Origin of the sequence: Clostridium sp. UBA7503 (assembly GCF_002477055.1) — a bacterium.
GTDB classification, from domain to species: domain Bacteria; phylum Bacillota; class Clostridia; order Clostridiales; family Clostridiaceae; genus Clostridium_J; species Clostridium_J sulfidigenes.
On sequence record NZ_DLNT01000051.1, the window covers coordinates 1 to 13,433 of the forward strand.

14 protein-coding genes and 2 other annotated features are annotated in these 13,433 nt (G+C 29.4%); of the genes, 9 read left to right on the top strand and 5 right to left on the bottom strand.

Translation table 11 applies throughout. The features are described 5' to 3' along the window. The first annotated feature begins 155 nt into the window (after nucleotides 1-155). The 8 genes from B3630_RS15565 (at nucleotide 156) to B3630_RS15600 (ending at nucleotide 6,803) form a co-directional block, all read left to right on the top strand. A complete protein-coding gene (locus tag B3630_RS15565; RefSeq protein ID WP_035132469.1) occupies nucleotides 156-359 on the top strand; it encodes a heavy-metal-associated domain-containing protein in 204 nt (67 codons plus the stop codon). A 286-nt stretch (nucleotides 360-645) separates the two neighbouring features. Continuing rightward, nucleotides 646-1,056 (top strand): hypothetical protein, encoded by a 411-nt coding sequence (locus B3630_RS15570; RefSeq protein ID WP_346848946.1) that lies wholly within the window; start codon nucleotides 646-648, stop codon nucleotides 1,054-1,056. A 68-nt stretch (nucleotides 1,057-1,124) separates the two neighbouring features. Next, nucleotides 1,125-1,349 (top strand) — a binding site (T-box leader). A gap of 103 nt (nucleotides 1,350-1,452) precedes the next feature. Next, entirely contained in the window at nucleotides 1,453-2,682 is a 1,230-nt protein-coding gene (gene tyrS / locus B3630_RS15575; RefSeq protein WP_035132465.1) for a tyrosine--tRNA ligase, read from the top strand. A gap of 102 nt (nucleotides 2,683-2,784) precedes the next feature. Beyond that, entirely contained in the window at nucleotides 2,785-4,422 is a 1,638-nt protein-coding gene (locus B3630_RS15580; protein ID WP_346899757.1) for a hypothetical protein, read from the top strand. A gap of 16 nt (nucleotides 4,423-4,438) precedes the next feature. Continuing rightward, entirely contained in the window at nucleotides 4,439-4,705 is a 267-nt protein-coding gene (locus tag B3630_RS15585) for an EscU/YscU/HrcU family type III secretion system export apparatus switch protein (protein ID WP_346848949.1), read from the top strand. 41 nt (nucleotides 4,706-4,746) lie between these two features. Further along, nucleotides 4,747-5,436: a metallophosphoesterase gene (locus B3630_RS15590; protein ID WP_346899759.1), complete on the top strand. Its 690-nt coding sequence runs from the start codon at nucleotides 4,747-4,749 to the stop codon at nucleotides 5,434-5,436. A 102-nt stretch (nucleotides 5,437-5,538) separates the two neighbouring features. Next, nucleotides 5,539-6,327: a GTP pyrophosphokinase gene (locus B3630_RS15595; RefSeq protein ID WP_035132458.1), complete on the top strand. Its 789-nt coding sequence runs from the start codon at nucleotides 5,539-5,541 to the stop codon at nucleotides 6,325-6,327. Nucleotides 6,328-6,392: 65 nt separating this feature from the next. Further along, nucleotides 6,393-6,803 (top strand): carboxypeptidase-like regulatory domain-containing protein, encoded by a 411-nt coding sequence (locus tag B3630_RS15600; protein WP_346899761.1) that lies wholly within the window; start codon nucleotides 6,393-6,395, stop codon nucleotides 6,801-6,803. Nucleotides 6,804-6,839: 36 nt separating this feature from the next. On the opposite strand, the gene leuS is transcribed toward B3630_RS15600, so the two are convergent. The 5 genes from leuS to B3630_RS15625 all read right to left on the bottom strand — a co-directional run bounded on the left by leuS (nucleotide 6,840) and on the right by B3630_RS15625 (nucleotide 12,167). Beyond that, on the bottom strand, nucleotides 6,840-9,278 hold the full coding sequence (leuS, locus tag B3630_RS15605) for a leucine--tRNA ligase (protein ID WP_346899763.1): 2,439 nt from the start codon (nucleotides 9,276-9,278) through the stop codon (nucleotides 6,840-6,842). 66 nt (nucleotides 9,279-9,344) lie between these two features. Beyond that, nucleotides 9,345-9,547: a binding site (T-box leader), on the bottom strand. Nucleotides 9,548-9,614: 67 nt separating this feature from the next. Next, on the bottom strand, nucleotides 9,615-10,121 hold the full coding sequence (locus B3630_RS15610; protein ID WP_346899765.1) for a hypothetical protein: 507 nt from the start codon (nucleotides 10,119-10,121) through the stop codon (nucleotides 9,615-9,617). Nucleotides 10,122-10,133: 12 nt separating this feature from the next. After that, entirely contained in the window at nucleotides 10,134-10,754 is a 621-nt protein-coding gene (locus tag B3630_RS15615) for a J domain-containing protein (protein WP_346899767.1), read from the bottom strand. Further along, nucleotides 10,738-11,619, bottom strand: a complete 882-nt coding sequence (locus B3630_RS15620) for a DUF5685 family protein (protein WP_346899769.1) — start codon at nucleotides 11,617-11,619, stop codon at nucleotides 10,738-10,740. The genes B3630_RS15615 and B3630_RS15620 overlap by 17 nt, the downstream gene beginning before the upstream one ends. After that, entirely contained in the window at nucleotides 11,619-12,167 is a 549-nt protein-coding gene (locus B3630_RS15625) for a class IV adenylate cyclase (RefSeq protein ID WP_346899771.1), read from the bottom strand. The genes B3630_RS15620 and B3630_RS15625 overlap by 1 nt, the downstream gene beginning before the upstream one ends. A gap of 183 nt (nucleotides 12,168-12,350) precedes the next feature. On the opposite strand from B3630_RS15625, the gene B3630_RS15630 reads away from it, so the two are divergent. Beyond that, nucleotides 12,351-13,391, top strand: coding sequence for a nucleoid-associated protein (locus B3630_RS15630; protein WP_346899773.1), 1,041 nt, complete (start codon nucleotides 12,351-12,353; stop codon nucleotides 13,389-13,391). Nucleotides 13,392-13,433: the final 42 nt, after the last annotated feature.

The following is a 13,433-nucleotide window of genomic DNA, read 5'->3' on the forward strand; positions in this document are numbered from 1 at the left end:
AAAATATTGACGTAAGTCCAATATTAAGCTATATAAATAGGAAACTATATAAATAGTTAACTATTTGTTCTGTTTATCAGGGTTTAAAGGCATTTGATAATTTTAATGATAATATTAAGTTATCATACTAATATATATTTTAGGAGGAGAAAGCGATGAAAAAGAAAATATTAATTGAAGGAATGAGCTGTAAAAACTGTGTAGCTCACGTAAAAAATGCTCTAGAAGAGTTAGCTGGAGTTTCAGAAGTAGAAGTTAATTTAGAGGGGAAATATGCTTTAGTAGAAGCTACTGAAAGTAATGATGTTTTAAAAGCTACTATAGAAGAAGAAGGATATGATGTAGTAGGCATAGAATAAAATTACTATAAAGTATATAACAGAAAAATAATAAACGTCTTAAAGTTTACTGGATTTTTATGAAAGTAAACTTTAAGGCATTTTTATTACTTATGGTTTTAAGAAGGTATATTTAAGAATAATCTATTATGTATATAAAATAATAATAATGTACTAATTATTCACATATAATTAAAATAACAGAAATATATAAGTTGACAGGAACTGTTGATTAAATATTCTGAATATTATATAATATAACTATTAAAGTTAATGTATTTTATTAAAAAGTTTGGGGGCGTTTAAAATGATTCAAGTATTTTGTAAAGAAAAAGGCTCTGGGAAAACAAAAGCATTAATGAATTTAGCTAATTCAAAGGTAAGTAGCTCAAAAGGAAATCTAGTGTATATCGATGATGACACAAGAGGACTCCTACGTATTCATAAGAACATAAGGTTTATATGTTCTAAAGACTTTAATATTCATAATTACAAAGATTTTTACGGTTTTATATGTGGCATAATATCTAAAGACTATGATGTGGAAAGTATATTTATAGACGGTATTTTGAGTGACATATGTAATGATGCGGATGATTTTGGTTCAATACTAAATAAATTAGAATATTTATCAGAAAAATTTAAAGTTGACTTTTATGCCAACGTTAGTTGTGAAGAAAATAATATACCAGATACTATTAAAAAATATGTTGTTTAGAGAAAATTAGTATTTACTCTTGAAAAATGATAATAATAATAGTAATATGTATTTAAAATAGAATATAGTAAGAGACGATGAAGAAAAGAAGTAATTAAATGAATTTTAAAGAGAGCTGATGGGTGGTGTAAATCAGTAAAGGATTTTAATGAAATACATTTTAGAGTCTTAGGTCGAAGTAGTAGTAGGCTGTTACGGTTTCCTAACGTTATTAAGGAAGAGAATAATTTAAATGCTTTTAAAGATTTTAAATTATAAATTTGGGTGGTACCACGGAAATTTTCGTCCCTAGTATTTTTATACTAGGGACTTTTTTAGTTTCTTAATTATATTTGTTAAAATTGAAATCATAGCCGAAGATTAAAGTAAAAAAACTATAAGATGTTGGAGGAAGTTATGGAAAATTACAATGTATATGACGTTTTAAAGGAACGTGGATTTTTAAAGCAATTAACACATGAAGAAGAAATGAAAGAAATATTTGCAAAGGAAAAGGTAACTTTTTATATAGGATTTGATCCCACAGCAGATAGTCTTCATATAGGACATTTTATTGCTATGATGTTTATGTCTCATATGCAAAAGGCAGGGCATAGACCAATAGCTTTAGTTGGTGGTGGTACTGCAATGATAGGTGATCCATCAGGTAGAACAGATATGAGAAAAATGCTAACTAAAGAGGAAATTGATCACAATATATCTTGTATAAAGGGTCAACTTTCAAGGCTAATAGACTTTAGTGATGATAAAGCAATCCTAGAGAATAATGCAGACTGGCTTTTAGATTTAAATTATGTGGATTTTATAAGAGATATAGGTTCACACTTCTCAGTTAATAGAATGCTTACTGCTGAATGTTTTAAACAAAGATTAGAAAAAGGATTATCCTTCTTAGAGTTTAACTACATGTTAATGCAAGGATATGATTTCTACGTATTGAATAAAAAATATGATTGCACAATGGAATTAGGTGGAGATGACCAGTGGTCAAATATCTTAGCAGGAATGGAACTTATCAGAAGAAAAGAAGGTAAATCAGCTTATGGTATGACATGTTCACTACTTACAAATAGTGAAGGAAATAAGATGGGTAAAACAGCCAATGGAGCAGTATGGCTTGATCCTAATAAAACATCACCATTTGAATTTTACCAATACTGGAGAAACATTGATGATGCAGATGTAGAGAAGTGTCTATGCCTACTAACATTTGTTCCAATGGATGAAGTAAGAAGACTTTCAGCTTTAGAAGGAGCAGAAATTAACGAAGCTAAAAAGGTTCTTGCTTATGAGGTTACAAAACTTATCCATGGAGAAGAAGAAGCAGAGGGAGCTAAAAAGGCTGCAGAAGCTCTATTTAGTGGTGGAGTAGACATGAGCAATGTACCTACAGTAGAAATTGCTGAAGATATGAAAGCTGCTTTAATTCTTGATATAATAGCACAAACAGGTATTGTTCCATCTAAGAAAGAAGGAAGAAGACTTATAGAGCAAGGTGGACTTACTATAAATGATATAAAAATAGAAGATGTTAATGAAACATTTAATGAAAGCTACCTAGAAAAGGATGGATATGCCTTAATAAAAAGAGGAAAGAAGAAATTCTATAAATTAGTGATAGCTTAGTAAAAAAAATTTATGAGTATGCCTAATGGTATACTCATTGTTTTTGCAATATACTTCACTAAACTGAAAATGATACGATTAGTTTAATAGGGGGTGAAGTCTATGTCAAATATATGGAAAATTAATATGGTACAAAACTATACAACAAGAGATGATTTTAACAAGCTCACCTTTAAAAAAGGAGATTCATTTTCTGCTAGAATTTTAAGGTTAGAGGGAAGTACAACTGATGTTATAATAAAGTTACTTGATGGAAGAGTATTTCCGGCAAGGGTAGATGGAGAAATACTTCAAGAAAATTTAGATGATTATATGTTTAAATTTCAACTAGATGGATTTGAAGGAGGAAAATTCCTTCTTAGTATATTAGAATCAAATGTTATAGATAGCCTTGGGAACAATAGTAACTCAGCTATTAAGGATCCATTAATGGAAGAACTCCTTAAGAATTTAGATTTTTCAGTAGGCAAAGAGGATGTGCCTATATTAAAATCTATGCTTAAGAACAATATTCCAATTACAGAAGAAAATCTTTTAGAAATTAAGGGACTTAAGGAATTTATAAATCAAAGCAATAATTCTCCTAAGGATTTAAATAAATTCATTGATAAATTTATAGAAGCTAAAGGATTACAAAATAATAGTTCTGAAGCTAAGCAAATAAAAGAAACTTTAGGTAGAGTTTTAAATGAAATTAAGAATTTAAAGATAGATGATGTATTTGTTATGAAAGCTCTAGATATAAAGCTAAATGAACATAATATCAAAGCTTTTTCAAAGGTTATCTCTAATGAATACAGTATTTTACCAGAAATAAAGGAAACTACTAATGTTATTAAAGAACAGATTATTGGCAATATTAATAAAGATACACAGGGAGAAGTTATTGTTAATAGAAATTCAACTTTCAATGAAGGCGATAAATTAATGTATTCTAAAAAAGATAGTTCTCAACCTATGGTATCAATAAAGGAAAGCTTAGAAAATAAAGAACCTATATTATATTCGGAAAAGATGGTAAACAAAGAAGGAAAGCATTCTAATGATATTATAAATGAAAGAACAATAGGAATAGTCAATGATGAAGAGGATCTACTGGGGAAAATGGCATCTCAAGGCAAGGACGAAGTAGATAGCACTAATAAACTCTTTAAGCAGCTTAAATCAGATATCATGGTAGATAGAAGTATAACTGGCAATATGGTAAAGGATCAATTAAGAGAAAAAATATCCTTTATAAAAAATGATTTAATGGAATTAATTAAGTTATCCCAGAAAGAAACTAGTACTTTTAATAATGTGATTCAAAACTTAGAAACCAAGTTTCAAGAGTTTAAAATGTTTAATACAATAAATAATAATTATTATTTCCTTAATGTTCCACTGGATATGAAAGATAAGGAATATGATTGTAAGCTGATTATTAAGGATGAAAGAAGTAAAGGAAAAAAGTTAGATACTGAAAATATTAAAATAGCGGCTAGTGTAGCCACTGTAAATATGGAAAAGGTAGATGCTTATTTAACCGTTAATAAAAATTCAGCCACTATTGAAATAGAGAGTGAAGCCACATATGTAAAGATATTAGAAAGATTTAAGGGAAAGTTAATTAATGACTTAATGGATAGTAAGTATATGTTTAATATTTTTATAAAAGAGAAAAAACATGATTTTTCTTTTTCAAATTGCAGAAGTTTCTTTGAAGATGATGATTTCACTACAATTAATACTAGAGTTTAGCTAGGAGTGTGCTTATATGGAAGATAGAAAGAGAAAAAAAGCAGCAGCTTTAAAATATGAATATGGGCAGAATGCTCCAAAGGTTACAGCAGCAGGTATGGGTAATGTAGCTGATAAAATCCTTGAAGAAGCAGAAAAAAGTGATGTACCTATTGTATATAATGATGAACTTGCAGATATGCTTACTAAAGTTGATATAGATAGTGAAATTCCTTATGAGCTTTATGATGTAGTGGCAAAGGTTATAGCCTATGTTATGGAGATAGATAATAAGTACAAATAAATTTAAATAAAAAGATTATGAAATAGATAGTAGGTGGTTAAGTGGCATTATATGCAATTTCAGATCTTCATCTAGCCTCCACAGGAGAAAAGCCTATGGATATATTTGGGGAAAAATGGAGCAATCATGATGAAAAAATAAAAGAAAATTGGATTAGAATTGTGAAAGATGAAGATACAGTATTAGTAGCAGGGGATATTTCATGGTCTATGAATATGGAAAATGGCAAGGCTGATTTAGAATTTATAAATAATCTTCCGGGGAGAAAAATATTTGTTAGGGGAAACCATGACTATTGGTGGACTGGAATTACTAAGCTTAATTCTATGTTTCAGAGGATGGAGTTTATCCAAAATAATTTTTTCGTATATGAGGATTATGCTATATGTGGAAGTCGTGGATGGATTTTAAAGAATAATCCCAAATTTAATTCTCACGATAAAAAAATCTATGATAGAGAACTTATAAGATTAAGATTTTCCATAGATGCAGCAATAAAAAGTGGTTATAAAAAAATAATATGTATGATTCATTATCCACCTATATTTCCTAATATGCAGGAAAATGAATTTTTAGAAATGTTTAAGGAATATAAAGTGGATAAGGTAATCTATGGACATCTTCATGGTGGAGGACTTTTAAATGTTTTTGAAGGAAAAAAAGATGGAGTTGAGTATATTTTAACATCCTGTGATTATATAGATTTTACTCCTATTAAGATTTTAGATTAATAAAAAATTCAATAAAAGTCATATAAAATACCATAAAAAATACCATTATATGATATAATTAAATACGGATTAATAGAATTGGTTAGTAAAGGAATGACATATATGGCAGTTATTGAGTGGAAGAGTTTTTTAATTCCATACGACCAAGCAGTAGAGGAATTAAAAGTAAAGTTTAGAAGTATAAGAAGAGAATTAAGAAAGAAAAATGAATACTCACCTATTGAATTTGTAACGGGTAGGGTTAAAGAGGTTTCCAGTATACTAGAGAAAGCTAATAAATTTGATATACCTTTAGATAGAATCCAGTATGAAATGGAAGACATTGCTGGACTGAGAATCATGTGCCAATTTGTAGATGATATAGATAAAGTAGTAAATATAATACGTGAAAGAAAAGACATGCATATAATTTATGAAAAAGATTATGTTACTAATGTAAAATCTAGTGGTTATAGAAGTTATCATATGATTATAAAGTATCCAGTAAATATGGCATCTGGAATGTGTGAAGTGCTTGCTGAATTTCAAATAAGAACTTTGGCAATGAACTTCTGGGCTACAGTGGAACATTCTTTAAATTATAAATATAAGCATGCTATACCAATAGACATTAAAGGAAAGCTTAAAAGTGCAGCAGATGCAGCCTTTAACTTAGATACAGAAATGTTAGCAATAAAAGATGAAATAAAGGATGCTCAAAAGCTATTTGAGGTAAAATCTTCTTTAGTAAGTAATATAGTGGAAAATATATTAACTATATCTTCCCTAGGGAAAACTGGAGAAGCATCAAGGTTTACGGAAGAGCTTAATAAGTTATTAGAAGTAGGAGATGTATTTGAACTTACAAGCCTATTAGAAGAAACTAAAAAGGTTCTTGAAAGGTACAAATAATTCATTGGTACAAAAGTTTTATATTCCTCATATGATGATATAAGCAATAATTCATGAGGTATAAAATGAGTGAACAATTAATTAAATTTCAATCAACTACTTATGGAGATAAGTATGTAGATGCTAAAGTTGAAACTGGTGATGATAACAGAGGTGTTATCTATGGTAGAGTAATTGATAAGAATAATAAACCAATTAGTGATGCTGTAGTAAAGTTAATCATACTTGAAGATCCAAATGACCCATTAAGTATATTACCTATAACCCATACTTTTACAGATGAATATGGTCAATTTTTATTTGGGCCATTACCACCCAATAAGACCTATTTAATAAAAATATGGCATGATGATATTTTTATTAGGCCCATTACCATAAAAGATAAAGAAGTAAGACATAGTTGCATAACCATAAGAGAAGGTAAAAATTCTAATAATAGTGAAAGAAAATTACCAATAAATCATAGTGAAAAATAAAACAGAGGAGATTTTCCTCTGTTTTTTATAATTAGATTAATTAGCTACTATATTTACAAGTCTACCTTTAATAACTATAACTTTTCTTACAGTTTTTCCTTCAAGGTTAGATTTTATTGTTTCATCATTTAAAGATGCTTCTTTTATTTCATCCTCAGAAGAAGAGGTTGCAACATTTATTTTTGCTTTAATTTTACCATTAATTTGAATAGCGATTTCTACTTCATCTTTAACTAAAGCAGCTGGATTAAATTCTGGCCACTTTTCATTAAATACTGAGTAGCCCATCCCAAGGTTTTCCCATTGTTCTTCACTGAAGTGAGGAGCAAAAGGAGCTAAAAGCTTAATATAATCAACTAATACTTCTTTTAAGAAGTCTGTATTTTTAACAGCTTCATTTAGATACTTATTAAGAGCATTGGTAAACTCCATAAGTCTTGCAATGGCAGTGTTGAATTGAAGCTTTTCAGCATCCTCACTAACACCTCTAATTGCAAAGTGTCTCCAATAGTTAAGCTCTTTTTCAGGTGCTTCTATTACATTTTTAGAAGACTTGTTACAGTTAATTTCTGAAATTGATGTTTCAAGAATTCTTTCTATTCTATCTACAAATCTACCAATAGATTTTAATCCATCATCACTCCAAGCTCCGCCATCAGTGTATCCAAATCCAAACATTAGGTACATTCTAAATACGTCAGAGCCATATTCTTTGATGTAGTCATCAGGAGATATTGTATTACCTTTAGACTTACTCATTTTCTGTCCATCTGGTCCTAGAATTAAGCCTTGGTGAGTTAATGATAGGAATGGTTCATCAAAGTTTAGAAGTCCCATATCTCTAAGAGCCTTAGTGATAAATCTTGCATATAGAAGGTGCATACAAGCATGTTCAGGACCACCTACATATTTATCTACTGGAAGCATCTTATTTATTATTTCACTATCAAATGCTTTTTCACTATTTTTATTATCTGCATATCTCAAATAATAGAAAGATGAACATACAAAGGTATCTAAAGTATCTTCATCACGGTGTGCAGCACCTCCACACTTAGGACAAGTTACATTTATAAAGTCTTCAGATTTTGCAAGAGGAGATTTTCCATCTGGTGCAAATTCTACATTGTATGGAAGTTCTACAGGTAATTGAGCTTCTGGCACTGGAATAGTTCCACACTTATCACAATGAATCATTGGAATTGGAGCACCCCAATATCTTTGTCTAGAAACTAACCAGTCACGTAGTCTGTAGTTAACTTGTTTTTTACCAAGACCTAACTTTTCAAGCTCTGCAACCACTGCATCCTTAGCTTCTTCTCCTTTAAGACCATCAAATTTTCCACTATTCATCATTCGACCATATTCAGTGAATGGAAGAGCATCTCCACCTTCTATAACTCTCTCTATTGGAAGATTATATTTTTGTGCAAAAGTATAGTCACGATCATCATGAGCTGGAACTGCCATTACTGCACCTGTACCATAAGTATTAAGTACATAGTCTCCAACCCATATTGGAATCTCACGGCCATTTATAGGATTTATAGCATAGGAACCAGTGAATACTCCTGTTTTTTCTCTAGAGATAGACTGTCTTTCTATATCACTTTGCTTTGCAGATGTTTCTTTATAAGCTTCAATAGCAGCCTTATTTTCTTCTGTAGTAAGCTTTTCAACTAATTCATTTTCAGGAGCAAGAACAACGTAGCTAACTCCAAATAAAGTATCAACTCTTGTGGTAAATGTGTTGAATTCAATATTAGAATCCTTAACTTTAAAAGTTACTTCTGAACCAGTTGATCTTCCAATCCAGTGTTTTTGCATAGCTTTAGTTTTTTCTGGCCAATCAAGACCATCAAGTTTTTCTAAAAGCTCATCTGCATAGTCTGTGATTTTAAGGAACCATTGAGTTAAGTTTTTCTTTGTTACTTCACTTTCACATCTTTCACAATGACCTTCTACAACTTGCTCATTTGCAAGTACTGTGTTACAGCTAGGGCACCAGTTTACTGGAGCATTTTTTCTGTAAGCAAGACCTTTTTCATACAATTTTAGGAATAACCATTGGGTCCACTTATAATAATCTGGTCTACAAGTAACAACTTCATTTTCCCAGTTGAACATTGCACCCATTGCTTTAAGTTGTTTTTCCATAGTTTCAATATTTTTATCAGTAGAGTCTTTAGGATGTATACCAGTTTTAATTGCAAAGTTTTCTGCTGGAAGACCAAAAGCATCAAAGCCCATTGGTTGGAATACGTTATATCCTTGCATTCTCTTCATTCTAGCCCATGAATCTACTGGTCCGTAGTTAAACCAGTGTCCTGCATGTAATTGGCTTCCAGAGGGGTATGAGAACATTTCAAGTACGTATAATTTTTTATCCATATTGTTTTCATCGAATTTATATAGGTTTGTTTCTTCCCATTTTTCCTGCCATTTTTTATCTGTAGCAGTTCCATATCTAGCCATAGTAATCCTCCTTGTTTGATAAATATCAAATATTATTTTAAATAAAAAAAAGCTTTCATCTCTTATGAAAGAGACGAAAACTATAATTCCGCGGTACCACTCTATTTAGACCATAAAGGTCTCCCTTGATAATATAACGGTTAAATCCGTACTTGCTTTTAACAAGTAAGCTCCTAGGCAAGTTCATATAAGCTTATTACTACATTACACCAAGCTGTAGCTCTCTTCAAATAAGTAATTATATTACTACTCCTCATCACTGCAATAAATAATTAAGTTTTAAAAAATTATACATTAAGAGTTAACTAAATGTCAAGGGATTTCAATATCATATCCCTAAATTTTAAATTTTTTAGTTCTCACACTATTTATGAATACCGTAAGAACGTAGTCAAATATAAAGAAGGCTATATTTCCACCTATAAATATAACTACTAAAGGGTATTGCATTTGAATGGTAGCCATAAATAATTGTTTATATAAAAGAAATGCTATAAAGGTTATAACGTTAAAATAAACTAGTTTTAATGTGATTTCTATAAGTGTATTTCTTTTTTGTTCTATAAAAAATTTTACTATGCCATAGGGACCAAAGATTAGCACATAAAAAAGACAAAGAGTTTTATCTGGGATTATAAAATAAGCTAATACAGAGGAGCCTAAATATACTAATAAAGTAGTTTTCATATCAGCAATAAGGATTCCCAGGGGAATAAGTGCTGAAGTTAAGCCTAATAAGAATAAAGTGTTAAAGGTAATAAAATTAGCGGTATACAAGATAATAAGAGTCAAAGCAATAAGCATACCGCCCTTTGCTACATTAGAAGCCTTATTTTCTTTCATAGGAACCTCCTTTTAACAACAACTAATACAATCTCCACCCATACATTCACAACATGTATCTAACATCCAAATATTTAAGCAAGTACTACACATATCATTAGAGCTATTTCTTTGTCCATAATAGTTACTTCTATAGGTATTCTGTGTATGGTTTAATTGATTAAGCATTTGTTTATATTCAAAGTTATTAGGATCCATTCTGCAAGCTGTCTTTATTAAATTATTTGCGCTGTCATACCAGCCTTTTCTAAGGTGAACAACTCCCATTAAAAAGTTCCATTCTGCAGTTCTATTAGTTATGGCATTAAGTTTTGCTTCTGCACCACCAATATTTCCTCTATTAATATCAATTCTAACAGATTGAAGATTGGGATCATTATAGCTATTAGAACTTCCACCATAGTTTGAAGAAGTATTTCCATAGTTAGATGAGCTACTGTTAAAATTATTTTTTTTGCTTAATGTATCATAAGCCTCATTTATTTCTCTAAGTTTTTCCTCTGCTAAATCTTTTAGTGGGTTATCAACATACTTGTCTGGATGATATTGTTTTACTAACTCTCTATAGGCTCTTTTGATTTCATCTTGAGAGGCATTTTCTTTAACTCCAAGTACTTCATAAGGATTTTTCATGTTTCTTGTCACTCCTTGATTTTATAGTTTCGATTTTATTCATAAGTCCTAGTTGTAATATATTAAATAGTAAGTCTTTATTTTTATTTATTGGAAGTTTATCTAAAGCTTCAGAAGTAGAATTTGCACTCATTATTAAGTTAAACTCTATTCTACTACTTTGTTTAATAATTAAGTCTTCGTAGGGTAGATTTTCAACATTGAAGGCTTTGTTTAAGGCGTTAAATTTATGTTTTTCCATATCTTCCTTTAAGTCATCAAAGGCATCTATTATATAAATCCATCTCCCTAGATTATAACCTAAATCATATAGTTCATTATAAAAGTTCTCATCTTTATAATAGTAAGATACTATAAAAGCTGTTAAAGATGCAAAAGGGTCACTGAGTTCATCAATAGATATGATTTCTTCGGATTTCTCAAGGAAGCTTAACTTCTTTATATTTTGTTCTATATTAACTAAAATTGGAGATAAGTCCTCTTTAGATTTATTTATAAATTTTTTTATGTACATAGAAATAAACTTTTTACTTAGAGAATTATCATCATTATAATCATCTAATAATTTGTAGTATACTAGAGACACGTTACAAAAGGCAACATAATCTAAAGCTCTATTATCTATAACCTTAGGCTTTTTTTTCATAGGATGAGCTATACATTTAGTAACTACGTACTTATGTTTACTGTATTCTAGACTATCCAAAAGTATACCTAAAAAAGTCATATCATAATTTAAAGTCATTCTGCATAAATTAGAAAAATTATTTTTTATAGATATACATAACCCACAATAGTAAGCTTTGAACATTTCATAGTCTTTAATTTTTAATTCCATTTTATAGGGTGTTACATAACCAAACATTATACTCCTTTTACTGATCCTTCTGTATTTAATATTTCAAAGATTGTTTTAGAGGTAGTATCCTCCATAGTATATCCAAGTAAATCTACAATTTCTTTTATTTCTTCCTCATCCGTTGATTCTATTTCTAAATAAGGAAAGGGACAAAAGCTTTTATCATTTATATCAATTTCAATAAGAGAATTCTTATATTTATAACTTTCTCTATATTTTTTTATTGATTCTACTAGTTCAAGGCCAAGGGCGGTGAAGATTTGACTTCCAATGGTACTATTGTCTATAACAATTTCATTTTCTTCCATAACTTTATACTTTTCTTGGCTTAGAAGTTTTTTTGTAGTCATATAATTTATTATTATATTATTTAAATTATCTTCCACTATTCTAATTCTAGCATAACCTTTTTTACTTAGCAGTCTTCTATCTGGAAAATCATAGAGGTTATTAACTTGATTTTCATCCTTAACTTTTTCACAGCCTAGACTGTTAAGTTTAGATTTTATTTCATCTACATCTATCTTTAAAATTCTAGTTTCCATTTCTTCCAAGGATAGCACCCCTTTTTCTTTAATGATGACATTATACCTTATGTTTAAGATTATAACAAATTTTATTGATATTGTTAAAAAAAAATATATAATTATTCTTATACTGTTAAAAATCTATAGTAGATATACTAGAATAGTAAATATACATAAAGATATGTATACTAAAATTTATGGAGGTAAGTGATGGAGTATATAAATGAAATTAATATAAATGAAGCTATTATTCATATTTTAGATAACAATTCCGATGAGCCAGTTTTAAATGAGTATCCCTTAGAATTAACAGAAGAAGTGTATACTTTTATTTTTAAACACATTCAAAGATGTCTAAAGGATGAGGAACTTAAATATGCTATTTTTAATAAGGAGAGAAATATTGTAAAGGAAGTATGTCAAGAATATTTAAATGGAGAAAACAATCTAACCAATGTATCAAAGGAATTAGCTAGTCAGATGTTTATCTTGATGAGATCAAAAGGGAGCATACCTTCCTGTGATTTGCTTACTGTATCCTTTACTACAGAGTATGGAGCATTTATAGGTATATTTAAGATGGACTATATTAAAAATTATATGCACAATGTAGAGTTTGTAGATGGAAAGATTGGAATAGATATAATACCTCAATTTACAGGACTACCTTCAAGTAGTTCTAGGATACAAAAGTGTGCATTTATTAAGGCTATGGCTAGTGATAATCCCTATGATTTATTAGTAATTGATAAGCAAAGTAAAAGCAATAAAGAAAATAAAGAATATGGAGCTAATTATTTTATAGATAATTATTTAGGCTGTACTATAGTAGAAAATGAAAGAGATAAGACAAAGCAGTTTTTGAAAGTAGCGGAAAAATGGACTCAAAATGCCCTTAGTGAAAATGCAGAAGGACAAGAAATAGTACGTAGAGAAGTTAAGAAGAGGCTCAGAGAAGAAGATTCTATAGACTTGAATAATTTTGCAGAAGAAGTTTTTAAAGAAAATCAGTCTCTAAAAGAAAACTTTAGAACCTTTGCAATTGAAAGTGGAGTAAGTGAAACTATAGATTTAGATAAGCAGTGGGTAGAAAAGAAATTGAAGAGAGTTAGGCTAAAAATAGATAAAGATATAGATTTATATATATCAGAAGAAGCTTATAATGATATTAATAGATTCGAAATTGAAAGAGTGGGGGATGGTAGTATTAATATGAAAATAAAACATATTATCAATTATACTGAAAAGTAGATAAAATAAAAAAACATGGAATAAAGTAAAATGTACCCTATA

Coding starts and splice junctions, on each gene's coding strand:
- B3630_RS15570 (WP_346848946.1), top strand. CDS start 646: ATGATTCAAGTATTTTGTAAAGAAAAAGGCTCTGGGAAAACAAAAGCA.
- B3630_RS15565 (WP_035132469.1), top strand. CDS start 156: ATGAAAAAGAAAATATTAATTGAAGGAATGAGCTGTAAAAACTGTGTA.
- B3630_RS15615 (WP_346899767.1), bottom strand. CDS start 10,754: ATGAAAAATCCTTATGAAGTACTTGGAGTTAAAGAAAATGCCTCTCAA.
- tyrS (WP_035132465.1), top strand. CDS start 1,453: ATGGAAAATTACAATGTATATGACGTTTTAAAGGAACGTGGATTTTTA.
- B3630_RS15600 (WP_346899761.1), top strand. CDS start 6,393: ATGAGTGAACAATTAATTAAATTTCAATCAACTACTTATGGAGATAAG.
- B3630_RS15595 (WP_035132458.1), top strand. CDS start 5,539: ATGGCAGTTATTGAGTGGAAGAGTTTTTTAATTCCATACGACCAAGCA.
- B3630_RS15580 (WP_346899757.1), top strand. CDS start 2,785: ATGTCAAATATATGGAAAATTAATATGGTACAAAACTATACAACAAGA.
- B3630_RS15585 (WP_346848949.1), top strand. CDS start 4,439: ATGGAAGATAGAAAGAGAAAAAAAGCAGCAGCTTTAAAATATGAATAT.
- leuS (WP_346899763.1), bottom strand. CDS start 9,278: ATGGCTAGATATGGAACTGCTACAGATAAAAAATGGCAGGAAAAATGG.
- B3630_RS15610 (WP_346899765.1), bottom strand. CDS start 10,121: ATGAAAGAAAATAAGGCTTCTAATGTAGCAAAGGGCGGTATGCTTATT.
- B3630_RS15620 (WP_346899769.1), bottom strand. CDS start 11,619: ATGTTTGGTTATGTAACACCCTATAAAATGGAATTAAAAATTAAAGAC.
- B3630_RS15630 (WP_346899773.1), top strand. CDS start 12,351: ATGGAGTATATAAATGAAATTAATATAAATGAAGCTATTATTCATATT.